This is a genomic window from Pontibacter silvestris (assembly GCF_020907275.1).
GTDB classification, from domain to species: domain Bacteria; phylum Bacteroidota; class Bacteroidia; order Cytophagales; family Hymenobacteraceae; genus Pontibacter; species Pontibacter silvestris.
Genome location: NZ_JAJJWI010000002.1, coordinates 267,660 through 286,539, shown reverse-complemented (window position 1 = coordinate 286,539; position 18,880 = coordinate 267,660). Strand labels below are relative to the sequence as shown.

General features: G+C 41.8%; 12 protein-coding genes. 11 read left to right on the top strand and 1 reads right to left on the bottom strand.

All coding sequences use genetic code 11. The features are described 5' to 3' along the window. Nucleotides 1-133: 133 nt before the first annotated feature. Complete coding sequence (locus tag LN995_RS02925; protein WP_229958217.1) at nt 134-1,162, top strand: metal-dependent hydrolase; 1,029 nt, start codon at nt 134-136, stop codon at nt 1,160-1,162. 90 nt (nt 1,163-1,252) lie between these two features. Here the strand turns inward: LN995_RS02925 and LN995_RS02920 are convergent, their stop codons facing one another. Next, on the bottom strand, nt 1,253-1,759 hold the full coding sequence (locus LN995_RS02920) for a hypothetical protein (protein WP_229958215.1): 507 nt from the start codon (nt 1,757-1,759) through the stop codon (nt 1,253-1,255). Nucleotides 1,760-2,078: 319 nt separating this feature from the next. Here LN995_RS02920 and LN995_RS02915 point away from each other — a divergent pair, with 319 nt between their 5' ends. The 10 genes from LN995_RS02915 (at nt 2,079) to LN995_RS02870 (ending at nt 18,877) form a co-directional block, all read left to right on the top strand. After that, nucleotides 2,079-2,846, top strand: a complete 768-nt coding sequence (locus LN995_RS02915) for an SDR family oxidoreductase (RefSeq protein ID WP_229958213.1) — start codon at nt 2,079-2,081, stop codon at nt 2,844-2,846. A gap of 141 nt (nt 2,847-2,987) precedes the next feature. Continuing rightward, nucleotides 2,988-3,230, top strand: a complete 243-nt coding sequence (locus LN995_RS02910; RefSeq protein ID WP_229958212.1) for a hypothetical protein — start codon at nt 2,988-2,990, stop codon at nt 3,228-3,230. Nucleotides 3,231-3,312: 82 nt separating this feature from the next. Further along, entirely contained in the window at nt 3,313-5,874 is a 2,562-nt protein-coding gene (gene gyrA / locus LN995_RS02905) for a DNA gyrase subunit A (protein WP_229958210.1), read from the top strand. Nucleotides 5,875-5,962: 88 nt separating this feature from the next. Next, nucleotides 5,963-7,096: a tetratricopeptide repeat protein gene (locus tag LN995_RS02900; protein WP_229958208.1), complete on the top strand. Its 1,134-nt coding sequence runs from the start codon at nt 5,963-5,965 to the stop codon at nt 7,094-7,096. A 443-nt stretch (nt 7,097-7,539) separates the two neighbouring features. Further along, entirely contained in the window at nt 7,540-10,743 is a 3,204-nt protein-coding gene (locus tag LN995_RS02895) for a SusC/RagA family TonB-linked outer membrane protein (protein ID WP_229958206.1), read from the top strand. A 35-nt stretch (nt 10,744-10,778) separates the two neighbouring features. After that, entirely contained in the window at nt 10,779-12,311 is a 1,533-nt protein-coding gene (locus LN995_RS02890; protein WP_229958204.1) for a RagB/SusD family nutrient uptake outer membrane protein, read from the top strand. 252 nt (nt 12,312-12,563) lie between these two features. After that, entirely contained in the window at nt 12,564-14,609 is a 2,046-nt protein-coding gene (locus LN995_RS02885) for a hypothetical protein (RefSeq protein ID WP_229958202.1), read from the top strand. Nucleotides 14,610-14,747: 138 nt separating this feature from the next. Next, the gene (locus tag LN995_RS02880; protein ID WP_229958200.1) at nt 14,748-15,809 is read left to right on the top strand and encodes a glycoside hydrolase family 43 protein; all 1,062 of its coding nucleotides are present in this window, start codon (nt 14,748-14,750) and stop codon (nt 15,807-15,809) included. Between the two features lie 180 nt (nt 15,810-15,989). Continuing rightward, complete coding sequence (locus LN995_RS02875; RefSeq protein ID WP_229958198.1) at nt 15,990-17,051, top strand: aldose epimerase family protein; 1,062 nt, start codon at nt 15,990-15,992, stop codon at nt 17,049-17,051. A 206-nt stretch (nt 17,052-17,257) separates the two neighbouring features. Then, nucleotides 17,258-18,877 carry a family 43 glycosylhydrolase gene (locus tag LN995_RS02870; RefSeq protein WP_229958196.1) on the top strand — a complete coding sequence of 540 codons (1,620 nt, stop codon included), beginning with the start codon at nt 17,258-17,260 and terminating at the stop codon, nt 18,875-18,877. The last annotated feature ends 3 nt before the right edge of the window (nt 18,878-18,880 follow it).

Below are 18,880 nucleotides of genomic sequence, written 5' to 3'. Positions count from 1 at the left end.
TTAAGGTGCTAAAAGAAAGGTAAACATAAATACAGGTTGTATACTTTTGCTGTAGAGAAAGGGTTTTAGTTGTGTTTCCGACAGGCATAACACAACTGCTTGTTATCGCCTCTATCAAATTATACTATTACGAATGGATTCACTTACACAAATAGTGCTTGGGGCTTCTGTAGGAGAAGCTATAGCTGGCAAAAAAATAGGGAATAAGGCTATAATATGGGGAGCAATTGCCGGAACAATACCTGACCTGGACGTACTGGTGAGCCCTTGGCTGGACACGGTACAAGAACTTACTTTCCACCGTTCTGTTACACACTCTTTGTTGTTTGCTGTTATAGTGTCGCCGATACTAGGTTGGCTGCTAAAGAAATTGTATCCCAACCAATCAGCAACTGTTAAAGACTGGACACTGCTGTTTTTCCTTGGGTTTACCACACATGCTATACTAGACAGCTTTACCACCTGGGGAACACAGCTCTTTTGGCCGTTCAGTAACTATGGCGTGGCTTTCTATAACATATTTGTAGTTGACCCACTGTACACTGTTCCCTTTATGGCTTTTGTTGCTGCGGCTATGTTTTACAGCCGCTACAGTAAAATGCGCAGCAGGTTGAATTCCGCTGGCCTCATTATTAGCTCATGCTACCTAGCTTTTAGTTTTATAGCGAAACATTATGCTAACAACGCTTTTGAAGAAAGCCTGCGAGAACAGAACATAACCTACAGTGACTACATCAGTAAGCCCACGCCCCTTAATACTATTTTCTGGGCAGTAACAGTAAAGACACATAATGGCTTTTATACAGGTTTTTATTCTCTTCTTGATAGCGATAAAGAGATCAATTATGATTTTGAACCACAGCAAAAAGAGCTTTTACAACCCTATAGTGGCAACAAAAAGCTAGAGCAGCTTCTTAGTGTAACCAAAGGCTATTACGCCGTTGAACCTGCTAAAGAAGGAATTTACATAAAGGATTTACGCTTTGGAAAGTTTGATGGATGGCGCAAAAATGGAGGGCAATACGTTTTTGTGTACCATGTATGGCCCAACGACAAAGATAAGCTGGTTGTTGAGGAAATAAACAACCGCCCTAAAATAGATAAATCATACTTAAGGGACTATTTTAGACGAATAACAGGTAATAAGCAACAAGAGAATTGAACTGGAGCTTTTCCTATTTCTCAAAATGAATTGTAATAACTTAAAACTTTAGCCCAACCAGCTTCAGAAGCTGCATCTATATTTTCCTTTTTAAGATTCTACTTCAGGGTTTTTATTATGCAGCACTTGTAACAAACTTTTTTTGTTTAGTTTTATCTTTTGAGCCTCATTATTATGATCTACAAAGTAATACCTCTTGGCGGTCTGAAGTTCATCATATGTGTTTCCAGCACTGTAGCCACCCTGATAATTCGCTTTTATAAAAGTTTTCTCTGGTAGCATTAGCAACTGGCACTTCTTCCCTTCGTGTAAAACAGCAAAAAAGCTGTTCATCAGCTTCACATCAAGCCCCTTAAGGTTTTCAGGCTTTTTAAAAGTAAAGCTATCTATTGTAAAATAATCTATTTGGTGAGGTTCCAGAAAAAACTCCTTCCCATCTGTACCACGGTATAAAACCCTGTTTTCATAAACATTGTATTTTACTTCAACTTGGTCATAAATAGTGTTTTTGAAGCCCAACGTGCCTTTGTGCCAGTCATCTACAAAGTAAGGGGTTCCTTTCACTCCTTCATACCTGTTATTATAAGTTAAAATCATACCTCTGGCATCATCACTTCCTAGGCTTTCTAGGTTTTATTGGGCAGCCAGCCCAATAGGTTGAGTAGAACTGTCAACTGTTTGGGCAATGGATAGGCGTGCCGCTAAGGCTACAGGAAGAATAAATAGTAGTGTTTTCATATAGCCGTAGATAATGGTTTAAATAGTGATCTTTTCAGGTATTAAAGTAAAAAGCAGCTAATTAGAACTCTATGTAGATGCAATATAATTTTTAGTTAAGATACATCAGATAATATGCTTTAAAACTTCTTTATAAAAAATTAAGTTATTTGCATAATCAAACTAATAAAAACTGATTATGCAAAACAGATGGTTACTTACTGGTCGAAAAGCAGTTGTTACGGGCGGGTCTAAAGGAATAGGAGAAGCAACTGTTAAAGAGTTTCTTGATTTAGGTGCTGAGGTGTTAGCTGTGGCCAGAAAAGAAGAGGATTTAAAAAAGCTTCATACTAAATATCCGGAAAGGCTTCACACACTCCAGGCTGATCTTAGTACAAGTGAAAGTAGAAGCGTACTGGCGGCTACTGTACAGGAACTCTGGGGGGAACTTGACATTCTGGTAAATAATGTGGGCACCAACATCCGAAAACCCACTGCTGAATATGCTCCCGAAGAATATGACTTCATCATGAACACAAATCTTCGCTCCGCTTTTGACCTGAACAAGTTGTTATACCCTATGCTAAGCAAATCAGCACAGGGTAATATTATTCATGTAACCTCAGTTGCTGGTTTAAGACATGTTAGAACAGGTTCTATTTATGGCATGACAAAAGCAGCACTCAATCAGCTTACCAGAAATTTAGCAGTAGAGTGGGCCAAAGATAAGATTCGTGTAAACGCAGTTGCTCCCTGGTACATTAGTACTCCTCTGGCCGAAGCCGTACTCCAAGACCAGGATTTCTACAATGCAGTTATTAGCCGGACACCTATGCAACAGGTAGGCAAGCCTGAAGATGTAGCCGGAGCCATTGCATTTTTATGCCTGCCAGCCGCTGCCTATATTACGGGCCAGACACTAACCGTAGACGGAGGTTTTACCATAAATGGTTTTCATCCACAATAGTTTTAAAACCGCTCTTAGCACCATTTAAACGATAAAGTATGTACAGGAATAGCTAGTGATTATAAACAAAAAACTGTACTTTTGTAGGTAGGCTATAAAAGCCACAGCGCAAATTCTGTGGCTTTTATCAAACCAAATTTTATGGCAACTAACCGACTGCTTAGACTCTTTAGCATGTTTTTTCTTTTTCTTTCGGCAGCATCCTGTACACCCCGCTGCCCGATTACTTCATGCCAGGTGCGTATGTTGCACGCACATGGTGAACACGAATTCAGAGGCCAGCCTTTCTGGAAAAAACAAAACCCTAGAATGGGAGAGAAGCTTCCTAAAATGAATTCGGAAAAAGCAGCAAGAAGTAACGATAAAAGCAAAAATAAGAATTAAGCTATATAGGCTATAACGGCTTTTTTGCATAAATTGCCCGATCTTATAAAAACACACTATTTTTTACATTTAGACCTTAAACATGATAGAAGGCGAACGAATAATACCGATAAACATTGAAGACGAAATGCGCGGCGCGTATATCGACTACTCAATGTCTGTTATCATTTCTAGAGCCTTACCCGATGTTCGAGATGGATTAAAGCCTGTGCATCGCCGTGTGCTTTATGGAATGTCCGAACTGGGGGTATCCTATAATAAATCTTATAAGAAGTCAGCCAGAATTGTAGGAGAGGTGCTTGGTAAGTACCATCCGCATGGTGACTCTTCTGTATATGACACCATGGTACGTATGGCCCAGGAATGGTCTCTGCGCTACCCTTTGGTTGACGGACAGGGAAACTATGGTTCGATAGATGGTGACTCTCCGGCTGCCATGCGTTATACAGAAGCCCGACTGAAGCGCATTGCTGATGAGCTACTGGCTGATCTTGAAAAAAACACAGTAGATTTTGTTCCGAACTTTGATGACTCTCTGAAAGAGCCATCCGTGATGCCTGCCAAATTCCCGAACCTGCTTGTAAACGGTACATCCGGTATTGCAGTAGGTATGGCTACCAATATGGCACCTCATAACCTGAAGGAAGTCATAAACGGTACAATAGCCTATATCGAAAATAAGGAGATTACAGTGGCAGAGCTGATGCAGTACATTACAGCACCAGACTTTCCGACAGGAGGCATTATTTATGGTTACGATGGTGTAAAGGCTGCTTTTGAAACTGGCCGAGGCCGTGTGCTGATGCGTGGTCGTGCCACATTTGAGACTTCCTCTACAGGCAAGGAACAAATTATCGTAACAGAGATTCCTTATATGGTTAATAAGGCTTCTTTGATTGAGAAAACTGCTGCACTGATTAACGATAAGAAAATAGAGGGTATTTCTGACCTGCGTGATGAGTCTGACCGTGATGGTTTACGCATTGTGTACGACCTGAAGCGTGATGCTATTCCGAACGTGGTACTGAACAACCTGTATAAGTACACGCAGTTACAGTCTTCGTTTGGCGTAAACAACGTGGCTCTGGTAAAAGGCCGGCCAATGACGCTGAACCTGAAAGAGCTGATTCAGTACTTTGTGGAGCATCGCCATGAAGTAGTTATACGCAGAACCCAATATGAATTGGACGAAGCTAAAAAGCGTGCACACATTCTGGAAGGTTTACTTATCGCCCTGGATAACCTGGACGAAGTAATCAACCTGATTCGCTCTTCACGTGACCCTGAAATTGCCCGCAATGGCTTAATTGAGCGCTTTAATCTATCAGAAATACAGGCTCGGGCTATATTAGATATGCGTCTGCAGCGTCTTACTGGCCTGGAGCGTGATAAGATTGTACAGGAGTATCAGGAGATTATGGCTTTAATCGACGACCTGACTGACATCCTGGCAAATGAAAGCCGTCGTATGGAAATTATCAAAGACGAACTGATTGAGATCAGGGAGCGCTATGGTGATGAGCGTCGTACGAGCATTGAAGCCAGCAGTGGCGATATTAACTACGAAGATATGATTCCGGAGGAGAACATGGTTATCACCATTTCTCATGAAGGATATATCAAGCGTACTTCGTTAAGTGAGTACAGAAGCCAGAGCCGAGGAGGTGTAGGTTCCAGAGGTGTAGCTGCTTCTAAAGAAAATGATTTTACCGAACATTTATTTATAGCCAGTACGCATAACTATATGCTCTTCTTTACTGAATTTGGTAAAGTATTCTGGCTTAAAGTTTATGAAATCCCGGAAGGTGGTAAAACAACCAAAGGCCGTGCTATCCAGAACATCATTCAGATAGAGAAAGAGGATAGCGTACGTGCTGTATTGAATGTACATGACCTAAAAAATGATGATTATGTACTGAACCATAACCTCGTATTCTGTACAGAGCAAGGTACTATTAAGAAAACAGTGCTGGAGGCATATTCACGCCCTAGAACAAACGGTATAAATGCCATTACAATAAACGATGGCGACCGCCTGCTGGATGTACAATTAACAAATGGTAACAGTGAAATTGTCGTTGCACTGGGTTCAGGAAGAGCCATTCGCTTTAACGAAGAGCAGGTAAGGCCAATGGGGCGTAACGCAGCAGGTGTGCGTGCCGTAACCTTAGCCGGACCTGAGGATAAAGTAATTGGTATGGTTTGTGTTCAGAATGAAAGCACAGAGCTTTTAGTAGTTTCTGAAAAAGGATTCGGAAAGCGTTCATTGCTGGATGAGTACCGCATCACGAATCGTGGCGGTAAGGGTGTGAAAACAATGAACGTTACGGAAAAAACAGGTAAACTTGTCGCTATAAAAGGTGTGGTAGATGGTGATGACCTGATGATTATTAACCGTTCCGGCATTACCATCAGACTTCGCGTAGCTGACATTCGTGTAATTGGGCGTGCAACCCAAGGTGTACGCCTGATTAAGCTGAATGAAACAGACAAGATATCATCTGTGGCAAAAATTGAAATGGAAAACGAGGCTGAAGCTGAAGAAGTTCTTCTGGAGCAATCAGAGCTAAGCCCTGAAGATTCACTTCAACCTGACACAATGGTTGATCCGGAAAAGAACGAAGAAGAAGATAATGAAGATTAATTTCTAACGAATAATCACTAAAAAAGAAATTAATTTATAATATTTATCGTTTTAGAAAGAACAAACACAAATCAATCTTTAAACAAGTATGAAGAAAGTACTTTTGACTGCCTTTGCTGCTGCCAGCATATCTGTAGCCAGCGCACAAAATTCGGCTGTAAATAGTGCCATCATGAACCATAAGAATGGTACACTTGATAAAGCACAAGCCGATATTGATAAGGCTATCGCTCATGATAAAACAAAAGATAAAGCTAAAACATGGTTTTACCGTGGAGTGATTTACCAGGACATGATTGGTAACCCTATCTATAGTAAAATGACGAATGATAGTACACCAACTCTTGTTTTAGAGTCTTTCAACAAAACTGTTGAGCTGGATGGTAAAGATGGAGAATTTGGTAAGCAGGTTCCAGATCGTTTAAATATGCTTTACGGCCAGGTACTGAACCAGGCTGTTGAATTCCACAATAGCCAAGACTGGGACAATGCTATTACAAAATATGATTTAGCATCTAAAATTAATCCTACAGATACTACCTCTGTGCTTTATGCTGCTTATGCTTCTACAGCCAAGCAGGATTATCCGGCTGCTATTGGCTATTATGATAAACTAATAAGCATTGGCCACAAAACGGAAGATGTTTACAAGGCAAAAATCCAGCTGCAGCAGGCAACTGAAGCAAGCGATGAACAAGTACTTGCTACACTTCAGGATGGTTTAAAAGAGCACCCTAACAGTGTGTACCTGATGCAGGAAGAACTTCGTTATTACCTAAAAGCTGACCGTGGAGATGAAGCTCTTGCCAAACTTGAGAAAGCAATTGCTGCAGACCCAAATAACGCCAGCCTTTATGCTGTGATGGGTAACTTACAAGAGCGTAGCAAAAAGCTGGATGAAGCCGTTAAAAGTTACCAGAAAGCAGTAGAGTTAGATCCAAATAACTTTGATGCTTACTTCAACTTAGGCGTGCTGGAATACAACAAAGCTAGCGAAATTAACAATAAAGCTGCTAAAATGGACTATGCTACATACCAAAAGCAAGGTAAAAAACTTGAGGCAGAGGCCAATAAACATTTCGAGGCTGCTTTACCTTATTTCGAAAAAGCACATGAGATTCAGCCGAAAGACGAGGCGACTATGCAGAACTTGCAGCGCCTGTACACAAGGTTAGACCGTAAAGCAGATGCTGAGCGTGTAAGCAAATTAATGAGTAACTAAACTTACTCAGCTACTAAAACAAAAAAGGGAGGTCATATGACCTCCCTTTTTTGTTTTATAAAATCATCCGTTCTGTAGCTTTAAATAAAATCCCACTAAAAATTTTAATATTCCCTACCCATTAGTGCTTTTTTGAAGACCAAAAGGTTTCAGCCTATTTCCTTTTCCTTTCGTAAGGAAAGTGACAGTAATATTTAAACGTTTTTTTATATAATTAAATAAACATGAAATATGTTTAACATCTACAGTGAAAGTATTAACAAGATTAATATTACCGCTCAAACCCACTCAAGACAACTCACCTTAAGTCACGTTTTATTATTCCTCATTAACAGTTATTGATAGCTACATATGCTAGGCTGTTTAGTTCCAATTCAATTATATTTTTTTCTGTAATGCCTATAAGCATGAAGGCTATTATTAATAAACATTAAGGAAAGACCATGAATAAACCTTTTCGCAAAATTCCATTATTAGTGCCGGTATTACTTTGCGCTGGGCTTCAGGCACCAGTACAGGGCCAGAATTTAATGGCCTATAATGATTTTGTAACCAACAAAAGTCACCTAAAAGATGCAACCCCAGCTGCGTCGCGCGCGGTGCCCAGAAGAAGTAGACTTAACAGTGAAGTCGCTGAACTTAAGCCCATAAAGGCAGCTGCTATTACTGTTACTGGCAGGGTGACGGATAGTAATGGTGAAGCGCTTCCTGGTGTTACAGTGGCTTTACAGGGAACAACTGTCGGGGCCTTTACTGATGTGGAAGGAAATTATACTCTGGCAGTTCCAGACGATCAGGAAAATGGAACACTTATTTTCTCATTCATTGGATACGTTACTCAGGCAATTCAGATTAATAACCGCACTGTTATTAATGTTACGTTAGATGAGGATGTTAAAGCCTTGGAAGAAGTAGTTATAATTGGTTATCAAACAGTTAGAAAAACCGATTTAACAGGTGCAGTTTCTGTGGTTGATGCAAATGATGCACAACGTGTTACCGCTAACACAGTGGCAGAATCCTTACAGGGCCTGGCTGCCGGAGTTACCGTACGAAATACAGGAGCTCCTGGTGCAACTGCCAGCATTGATATCAGGGGAACCGGCACCTTTGGAGCTAACCAGCCTCTGTATGTGATTGATGGTATGCTTTCCAATGCCACTCCAGACTTCAACCCTAACGATATAGAATCTATTCAGGTGTTAAAAGATGCTTCTGCAGCTGCAATTTATGGCTCCAGAGCTGCTAATGGAGTAATTATCATCACAACCAAAAGAGGAAAAGAAGGCCCTTTGCAGATTACGGGGAGTGTAAAGACAGGTATACAGCAGTTCCCAAAACGCTGGGACTTGATGAACAGTTCTGAGTTTGCTGCTTTAAACCGACAGGCTTACATTAATTCTGGTTTAACTCCCCAAACAAGTGTCTCAACTGAGTATGACCCTAATGTGGATATCGATTGGCAGGACGCCTTGATGCGTACAGGTTCTACTCAGGACTACAACCTGAGTCTTTCTGGAGGTAGTGCGACTGGTAACTATCTGGTATCCGGGAATTACTTCAGAAATAAAGGAACCATTATAGATAATAGCTTTGAGCGCGCCAGTTTCCGCGTGAACACAACCGGGGAGCGTGGCAGGTTTTCTTTTGGTGAGTTTTTCCTGTTTTCTTACACCCATGATGACTATTTAGAAGGAAATCCTTTAGTAGAGATGCTGCGGATGTTACCGACCATGCCTATTCAAAGCAGCCGTTATGTAGGACCTAGTAATCCAGAAGGCTGGGCTGTTGGAGATCCTACTTTTGCCAATACTTTTGGGACCAACCCTGTAGCCTTACAAAGGCTGTCACAGCGGGATCAGTATAGTTACAGAATAAGAGGGAATGCTTTTGTAGCTTTTGAAATACTAGAAAACCTGTCTTACAAATTCAATGCAGGCCTGGAGACAAACTTTGATAATTTTAAAGGTTTTCGCCGCCCAGGAGTGGTTAGGCAAGGTACTCCTAATGTTCTAGCTACTTCTGATGAAAACAGAGCGCAGTTTATCTCCTCATTATTTGAGCACACGTTAAACTTTGAACGACAGATAGGAGACCACAATATTAGTGCAGTGGCAGGTATCAGTAACCAGATATTCCGCTATGAACAGCTCTATGGGCAAAAACAAAACCTACCTCTTAACACCGGTACAGGTGAATACTATACAGTATTGAATCAGGGAGATAATCCGACAGTAGGCAGTTATATTAACAAATGGGCCATTTTAGGTTATTTGGGCAGAGTTAATTATAATTACAAGGATAGATATTTGGTTAGTGCCTCTTTTAGACGAGATGCAGATTCTCGTTTTGGACCTGAATACCGTTGGGGTAATTTCCCTTCCGCATCCGTTGCCTGGCGAATTAGTGAAGAGGATTTCTTTGGAGCAACATGGGTAAATGACCTGAAACTGAGAGCTTCTTACGGAGCACTGGGTAATAGCGAAGTACTTTCTCCCTGGCAGTATTTTGGACGAATCAGCCCGTTCCCAAGAGCTGTATTTGGTGCAGACCAGACAATACAGTCTGGTGCAACTAACATACAGCTGGCAAACCCCGACTTACACTGGGAAGAGAAGAAAACGACTAATTTTGGAGTAGATGCAGGGTTTCTGAATAACAGGCTTACTGTTACAGCTGAATATTTCATCTCTAAAACCGAAGATGTGCTCACCAACCTGCCGGTACCGTTAACTACCGGAAATGCTGCACCTAGTGGAACAACAAGTGCCCCGCCTGTAAATGCTGCTTCTTTACAAAATACGGGTATAGAACTTTCAGCTACCTTACGGAGTGTAGAGAATCCTTTTAAATGGGACCTCAATTTAAATCTCACTCACATTAAAAATGAGGTGTTGGAATTAGGTAACCTGGGAGCTGGAAGAAGTTATATTCAATCAGGAGATGCAAGAACAGAAGTTGGACGCGCTATCGGTGAATGGTATGTATTGGAGACAGATGGTATTTTCCAGTCACAAGCTGAAGTTGATGCTCATGGAATACAGCCCTGGGCTCAGCCAGGCGATATTCGGTATGTTGATGTGAATGGAGACGGTGTCCTTGATGTTGATGAAGACCGCACCTATGTTGGCAGTCCATGGCCAAAGATTCAGGGAGGCCTGATATGGAATGCCTCTTACAAGAATTTCAGTTTCTCCATGCAGTGGTATGGAGTAGCCGGGAACAAAATTTATAATCGCCCCCGCTACTGGACAGATCGAATGGATGAGAATGCGAGCTACCGGAGTGACCTTTCTCCATGGACCCCGGAAAACACCGATACAGATGATCCCAGAATAGGCATCGCAAATGATGATCAGGGTATACAGTTTAACGCAAGACCAGATACTGACCGCTGGTTGGAAGACGGTTCTTACCTGCGCCTGAGAAATCTTGAAATCGGCTATAACCTACCTGAGAACCTTCTTGAGCGGGTTGGGCTACGATCTGCACGTGTCAGCCTTAGTGGTCAGAATCTTTTCACATTTACAAAATACACCGGCCTAGACCCGGATGTAACAGGGACAAACATTTTTGAACGTGGCCTGGACAACGGTCAGTACCCTTCCTTGAGAATCTATTCTATTGGTGCTCAATTCGGATTTTAAGAAGCCCTGATAACTAAATAAGCATACTACTTCTTATGAAAAAGATATTCAGATATATTTTAGTCTTTGCCATTTCAGGTATGGCCATGTCTTGTGAGGAAACACTCGACATAGAAAACCCAAATGAGATAAGTGAACAAAACTATTGGCAAACACAAAGCGATGCGCTGGCTGGTGTAAATGCCATCTATGGTGCTTTTTACCGGAATGGCACTTATGCCCGCTGGCTTCAGATTTATTATAACCCTCGTTCAGATGATGGCTTTGCTTCTACAGGTTGGGCAGAACTCAGAAATGCGATCAACTTTAATCAGGTAGACTATAACTTTGAGGGTCACCGTAATATCTGGGATCATCAATACCGTGCTATTTTCAGGGCAAATCAGGTATTAGCCTATGTTCCTGATATCGAAATGGATGAAACCCTGAAGCAACGTTATTTAGCAGAAGCTAAGTTTTTACGGGCGCTTCATTATTTTAACCTTGTTTCGCTGTTCCGTTCTGTCCCCTTAGTTTTGGACCCTTCCAACCCTACAGATCTTCCTTCTCAGGCACCAGAAAGTGAAACCTGGGCTCAAATAGAGCGGGATCTGACGGAAGCGGCTCCAAACCTCCCCACCTCTTATGATTCAGAAAATTTGGGAAGGGCAACACGTGGAGCAGCTTATGCTTTATTAGGTAAGGCGTATCTACAGCAACATGAATATCAACAAGCAGCCGATGCTTTTTCGTGGTTAGTTGAAGGAGAAGGAAGTAGCTATTATGACCTGACTCCAAATTATCGTGAGAACTTTCTGCATACCACAGAAAACAACCCGGAATCAGTATTTGAAGTCCAGTTCCTCTCTGTGCAGTCTACTACAGACGAAGACGCGCCAACCTCTAACTTAGGTAACCAGCGTGGTCCTTTCTTTGGCCCAGGTAATGGAGCAGGTTTTAACGATGTGGAAATGCGCAGATGGGTGATAGATGAGTTTTTGGAGGAAACTACTGTGAATGGAGAAAGAGATCCTCGGCTGGCCAGTACAGCACTCTACAGTCATACAGATGAGCGGGGACCTGAATTCTCTACTTTCTATGGCAGAACCTTTGCAGAATTAGTAGGCCCTGATGATCAGCGTGTATGGTACCGTAAGTATTTAAACGATTACTTTAGAACCGATGAGACCTATGAAGGCCCAATCAACTTTCGGGTAATAAGATATGCTGATGTGCTCTTGATGTATGCTGAATGCCTCAATGCATTGAACAGGACAAATGAAGCTTATCAGTACGTAGACCGGGTAAGGCAACGTGCAGGCTTAGCCTCCCTCTCTGCAGTTAAACCAAACTTATCGCAAGAAGCTTTTCTACAGCAGCTTATGCACGAAAGAGTGACTGAGTTGACAGGAGAAAGTGTTCGCTGGCTTGACTTGCTCCGTTGGGGATACTTGGATGATCCGGCTAAAGTAGAGGAATTACAGGCCCGTGATCCTGAGTTTAATGACTATGATATTAACAGAGATAAATGGCTGCCAATCCCTCAGAGTGAATTAGACATAAACCCTAACCTCCAGCAGAACTGGTAATTTAGAAAGTATAGTAGAGAGAAGGCTGCCTTTGGAGCCTTCTCTCTACTATACTTTTTCTATGAATTTAATAAGCAGAAGCATAGTAAATGGCTGCTTGAATAAGCCAGCATAAAATAATACATCTTAATTTACTACAGCTGATGAAAGTATAGCAGTTACAGAACCAATGTTCAGAAAAAACCTCCTATTATTCAAAAGAAACCTTCTCATTCCTGTGCTAGAAAGTCTACTAAACGTTCATTTAATATTATGCCGTTAAAGAAATACATTACCCTGTGCCTATTAGTTTTCTATTCCTTTCAAATGCCAGCACAGGAACTGGAAACAGAATTCTTTCAAAATCTGCATTATAAAGTCTTAATAAAGAGTCCTGGTAATCTTTCCGAAATTCATGAGTTAGAGACTATTGCTGGGCAAAGTGCTTTAAGGGCTACAAAAGAGCTTCCCATACAAATTAGCCAAAATGTTAAATCAGTGGCAGAAAGTGCAGCTCAATTAACAATACATATAGAAGCTACGGCAAACACTTACTTTAATCTACAAGGGCAGTTTGATACACAGAATCTGGTGTATGATTCGTCTTACATGTACCTGCCCGGGTTTTGGTATCGCAAAAATTTACGTTCCCCTGAAAATGCACCTTCTGCCCGTGTAAGCAAAAATTGGATTGTACGGGAAGACAGGCTAAGTTCTCCCTTAGTTGGCGTGTACGACCGCCAGAAGAAAGTAAGCTATTCCTTAGCTCGTTTAGATACAATTGATGACCATGCCTTAGTGCCACTTAACCAGGGCGAAGTAATATTAAGTGGCCTGTCTGATCTTGGAGCTGTAGGATTTGGAGAAGAAAACAGCAAAGCTTTCCTTGCATTTGCCTATCCTTACAGGGAGGCACCAAACAGCTACTACAGAAAGCTTACGCTTGGTGCTCCTGTCACTACCTTTCTGCATCTGGAAAAAGGGGAAAGCATTACACTCCGCTATTTACTTGTAAAATTTACAGCCACAGATTATGCCGACTATATTAAACATATCTGGACACGCTCTTATGATTTATACCAACCTGCGCCTCTCGCTAACAATAAATTAACTGATGACGAAATAAAGCAAACACTAACCAACTTCTATAAGCAGTCTTTTGTAGAAGTTGGAGATCTTAAAGGGTTTTCAGGAGTAGAGCTGCAGACAAATATATGTGAGAAGCTCAAAATACTGGAAGTAGGTTTTATAGGCCGGGTGCTGCTCAATGCTTACAATGCTCTTGATTTTGCTGAGCAACATAAGGACCAGGAGCTAAAGCAAATCGCTTATGAAGTACTTAACAGCTATGAGCAGCACGGCTTTACAGCTGATGGTTTCTTCAGAGAGGTAGTTAACCTGGAGGATAATAAAAAGGCTTCTGTTTACTCTATCCGTAGGCAGTCGGAGGGGATTTATGCTGCTTTACATTACCTGGATTATGAACAAAGAAATGGTAGAAAGCATGCACAATGGGAAAAGCAGCTACAGAGCTTACTAGCTACTGTACTTGACTTGCAACAGGCAGATGGCAGTTTCCCCCGTAAGTTTAAGGGTAACTTAGAACTGGTTGACACAACTGGGGGCAGCTCTCCCTCAGCCGTGTTGCCTTTAGTGATGGCTTATAAATACTATGGCGAAAAAAAATATTTGAACGCGGCCCGTAAAGTAATTGATTACCAGGAGCGGGAAATTATCTCCAAGTCTGACTACTTTTCATCTACGCTGGATGCAGATTGTGAAGACAAAGAGGCTTCTTTATATGCAGCAACTGCTCTTTATTATATGGCAATGGTAACAAAAGGAAAAGAGCAGAAGAGGTATATTAACCTTGCTAGTCAGGCAGCTTATTTTACACTTTCCTGGTACTATACTTGGGATGTTCCTTTTGCACAAGGGCAGATGCTTGGTGACTTGAGACTTCAAAGCAGAGGTTGGGGCAACGTATCTGTAGAGAACAATCACATAGATGTTTTTATTTTCGAGTTTGATGAAGTACTGAAATGGCTGGCACAGGAAACAGGGGAGAAGCGGTTTAGCGAGTTTGCCAATGTCATTCGCACCTCCATGCGCGAGCAGCTTTTACCTTACCCGGGACATATGTCAGGCATAGCTAAAGTTGGCTATTACCCCGAAGTAGTACAGCATACAGCGTGGGATTACGGACATTTTGGGAAAGGATTTTACAACCTGCACTTTGCCCCAGGCTGGACAGTGGCTTCTATTTGGGAACTGCTAACAGACAGTCGTACTAAAGCTTACCTTACAAGGAAAAGATAACCTTACTTTAGCTAGTCATTTGTAATGCTGTAATTCTACCCAAGTGAGGATACAAATGGAATGGGGGTTGCTTATAGCTAAAGAATTAACAGGCAGCTTTAAAGCTCTGATACATCAATTTAAATTCATAAAGAAAAAATGAGGAAGCTATTTGCAGCAGCTTTACTATTACAGGTATTATTAATCAGCTGTGTAACCAGCCCCCACACTTCAGAAAAGTTTTTTACAAACCCTGTCAGCGATGGTGCAGATCCCTGGGTCATAAAAAAGGAGGATAACTATTATTTCTGCGGTTCTGCGGGCGGAGGTGTAGAGGGAATCTATGTCTCGAAATCAAAAAAGCTTACCGAACCCGGAAAGAAAGTTGTGGTGTGGAAAGCACCGGATAGCGGATGGAACCAAAGCAGTATCTGGGCACCTGAACTGCACTTCTTTAACGGAAAGTGGTATATCTACTATGCAGCCGCAAAAAAACCTGGCAGTCCTTTTTTGTTCCAGCGGGCAGGGGTTCTTGAATCAGCTTCAGATGATCCCTTCGGACCCTATATAGATAAAGGAATGCTTTATACCGGAGACAGCATACAGGATCCGTCTCCGTCTACAGCTAAATGGGCAATTGATCTTACTCCCTTAAAGCTAAACGGTCAGCTATACGCAGTCTGGTCTGGCTGGGAAGAAAACGCAGAAACTGATAAAACAAAGCAGCATTTATACATTGCTAAAATGAGCAACCCATGGACAATTAGCAGCAATAGGGTTAAAATATCATCTCCTACTAAAAGCTGGGAAACAGGAGGGGAACTTGATTTAAATGAAGGACCGCAGTTTCTTAAAAACAAAAAAGCTTTTATTATTTATTCTACCCATGAGTCGTGGTTAAAAGAATACCGCCTGGGGCAATTAGCTTTAGCTGATACGACCTTGAGTCCGATGGAACCCGATAACTGGGTTAAATCAGGACCTGTTTTTCAGGGAACAGATAAAGTTTTCGGAGTTGGCCATCCCAGCTTTTCTAAATCACCGGATGGAACGGAGGATTGGATTATTTATCATGCAAAAAAATCTACAACGCCTGGCTGGGACAGAGACATACGGCTCCAAAAGTTTATCTGGAAAGTAGATGGTTCCCCTTATTTTGGAGTACCTATTCCTGCAGGGGTTCCTATAAGAGTGCCCTCAGGAGAAGAACTTATACCTTAAACATGGTAGTTTGGCAAGCTTAACATGAAATCTAGATAAAGCAGGAGCAGATGAGGCGCCTTAAAACATTAATTAATTTTAATGTTTTAGCTTGATATGACCCGAAGAGTCTTTTACTTTAGTAACAATTAGTAAAAACAGGATAAGATACATTGGCGCATAACTGCAATAAATAAAGCAATGAAAATAAAAAAAGATGCATTTGGCACTACTACGGAAGGAACAGAAACCAGCCTTTACACCCTTAACAATGAAACTGGGATGGAGATAAAGGTCTCCGACTATGGTGCCACTATCACCTCAATACTGGCACATGATAAAGACGGTAAACCTGGTGATGTTGTCTTAGGTTTCGATCATGTAAGTGGCTATCAGAGCGAGGCTTATTTAAAGAGCAATCCTTACTTTGGAGCCGCTATAGGTCGTTTTGGAAATAGAATAGCCAGAGGTAAATTTACTTTGGATGGCGAAGAGTATACTTTAGCAACTAACAACGGGCCTAACCACTTACACGGAGGCAATAAAGGCTTTGACAAAGTTGTGTGGAAGGCAGAACCATTAGAGGAGCAGAATGCAATCAGGTTTACGTATGTTAGTGCTGATGGGGAAGAAGGATATCCTGGTACACTTACTACCACTGTTACATATACCCTTAGCAGTGCTAATGAGCTAAAGATTGATTATAAAGCATCAACAACCAAAGCAACACCCATTAACCTTACTAACCATACCTATTTCAATCTTGCTGCAGGTAAATTAGAAGATGCGCTAAACCATGTGCTAACACTTCATGCCAATAAATATACTGTTGTTGATGAAAGTTTTATACCAACCGGAGAAAACCGAGATGTAACAGGAACTCCAATGGATTTCAGAACCCCTGAAGTAATTGGGTCACGTATAGAGCAAGTACCCGGCGGTTATGATCATAACTATGTTTTGCAAGACAAAAGTAGTGCCCTTAAGTTAGCGGCAACTGTATTTGACCCTGCGACTGGGCGTACACTTGAAGTCTATACAACGGAACCGGGTGTGCAGTTTTATACGGGAAACTTTCTTGATGGAACTTTAACAGGTAAAGGAAATATCACCTACAAGAAACGGTATGGCTTTTGCCTGGAGACGCAGCACTTTCCAGATTCTCCGAACCAACCGGACTTTCCATCAACTATATTAAGGCCTGATGATACTTATACAAGCTCAACCGTATACAGGTTCTCTGTAAAAGATCAGGCATCATAACTTTATAAATTATCAAATGCAAGACAATATTGTTGCTTACTTAAACCATGTACGTTAAAAAAAGAATAGCCTGAACTGTTATCTGTACAGAACCATGATGCTGTCTGTAAGAAAAAAAAATAGTTTATCCTTACATAGCGTATAAAGACATGTTCTATTAGTATCGAAAAGACAAGATAGCTTTTCTTTTTGGCTAAAATAATACTATGAAAAGAATCAACTTTTTTCTGGGTGTTGCTAGCTTACTCTCCGTTTCCTGTAGCAGTAATGTAACATCTACCCCAGAAACAACAGATGCTGTAACACTAAGTTCAGAAGCAACCAGTTACAGCAATCCTGTTTTAGCTGGAGATTATGCAGATCCTTCTGTCATACGCGTAGGAGATGATTACTGGGCAACTGCAACCTCTTCCGAGTGGGCTCCGCTCTTTCCGCTGCTACACTCAAAAAACCTTGTCGATTGGGAAACTGTAGGACATGTGTTCCCAGAACAGCTTCCTGAATGGGCAGAAGCACATTTCTGGGCTCCTGAAATTACCTATGATAATGGTAGGTACTATATCTATTATACAGCGAAAAAGAAAGGAGGAAATCTTTGCGTTGGTGTTGCCAGTGCTAATAAGCCAACTGGTCCTTATATAGATCATGGCCCCTTGGTTTGCCAGGAACTTGGTTCTATCGACGGTTACCAGATCCGGGATGAGCAGGGTGATCTTTATCTTATATGGAAAGAAGATGGGAATAGCCGTGGGTTGCCGACTCCGATATGGGGGCAACGCATGAATGAGGAAAGAACTGCTTTACTAGGTGAGAAATTTGAACTTTTCCGCAACGACCCTGGCACATGGGAAGGCGGCTTGGTAGAAGGAGCAGCGCTGGTGCGAAGAGGCGACTATTACTACGCATTTTATTCCGGGGATGCCTGCTGTGGCCGAGAGTGCACTTATGGTATAGGCGTGGCTCGTGCAAAAACGTTAACTGGCCCTTGGGAGAAGTATGAGAACAACCCTATTATGCAGAAGAACGAGGAGTGGAAGTGTCCGGGTCATGGCACATTAGTCACTACTCCGGAAGGAAAAGATTATTTTCTATACCATGCGTACAGTACTGATGCATCGGTTTATGCAGGGCGACAAGGGTTGCTGGATGAGGTAAAATGGAGAGAAAACGGCTGGCCTTATTTTGAAGGCAGATCTCCCGATATTACATCTGAAGCACCCACAGGTAGTAGAGCCAATAAAGCCACAGCCTTAAATGTTGAGGATGAATTTAACACATCCGGTTTAAGCCAGGAATGGCAATGGCTACTTAATAAATTGCCACAGTACAGCATTAAGAGTGGTAATAACGGGCAATTAGTTCTTCACGCTTCTCCTGATAATATTGGTAGCGTAGTGGCACAGCGAACAAAATCAGCAGACTACTCCGCTACCACTGCCATTGATAAAAACAGTTTACAGAATGGCACCATGGCTGGCCTTGCAGCCATAGGTGACAACGAAAATGCGGTAGGAATAGCTGTAACCAATGGTGACATAATCATTTGGACAACAAAGAGTAACATTACTACTACCATAGCCAAAACAGCAGCTCCTGCTAGTACAAACCTGCTTCGGCTTAAGCTTTCTTCCGAAAATGGCGAACAAATGCAGTTTGCCTGGAGCACTGATGGAAAGCAGTGGAATACGTTACAAGATGCAGATAGTGTTGATGCATCGTACCTGCCACCCTGGGACAGAGGCGTACGAGTTGGGTTAACAGTGAAAGGCCCTTCCGCTGCAACAGCCACCTTTGATTGGTTTAGGATAACGAATGATACCGAATAAATA

Bases quoted from the DNA above. Each gene is read 5' to 3' on its own strand.
- LN995_RS02925 (WP_229958217.1), top strand. From the start codon at position 134: ATGGATTCACTTACACAAATAGTGCTTGGGGCTTCTGTAGGAGAAGCT.
- LN995_RS02920 (WP_229958215.1), bottom strand. From the start codon at position 1,759: ATGATTTTAACTTATAATAACAGGTATGAAGGAGTGAAAGGAACCCCT.
- LN995_RS02915 (WP_229958213.1), top strand. From the start codon at position 2,079: ATGCAAAACAGATGGTTACTTACTGGTCGAAAAGCAGTTGTTACGGGC.
- LN995_RS02910 (WP_229958212.1), top strand. From the start codon at position 2,988: ATGGCAACTAACCGACTGCTTAGACTCTTTAGCATGTTTTTTCTTTTT.
- gyrA (WP_229958210.1), top strand. From the start codon at position 3,313: ATGATAGAAGGCGAACGAATAATACCGATAAACATTGAAGACGAAATG.
- LN995_RS02900 (WP_229958208.1), top strand. From the start codon at position 5,963: ATGAAGAAAGTACTTTTGACTGCCTTTGCTGCTGCCAGCATATCTGTA.
- LN995_RS02895 (WP_229958206.1), top strand. From the start codon at position 7,540: ATGAATAAACCTTTTCGCAAAATTCCATTATTAGTGCCGGTATTACTT.
- LN995_RS02890 (WP_229958204.1), top strand. From the start codon at position 10,779: ATGAAAAAGATATTCAGATATATTTTAGTCTTTGCCATTTCAGGTATG.
- LN995_RS02885 (WP_229958202.1), top strand. From the start codon at position 12,564: ATGCCGTTAAAGAAATACATTACCCTGTGCCTATTAGTTTTCTATTCC.
- LN995_RS02880 (WP_229958200.1), top strand. From the start codon at position 14,748: ATGAGGAAGCTATTTGCAGCAGCTTTACTATTACAGGTATTATTAATC.
- LN995_RS02875 (WP_229958198.1), top strand. From the start codon at position 15,990: ATGAAAATAAAAAAAGATGCATTTGGCACTACTACGGAAGGAACAGAA.
- LN995_RS02870 (WP_229958196.1), top strand. From the start codon at position 17,258: ATGAAAAGAATCAACTTTTTTCTGGGTGTTGCTAGCTTACTCTCCGTT.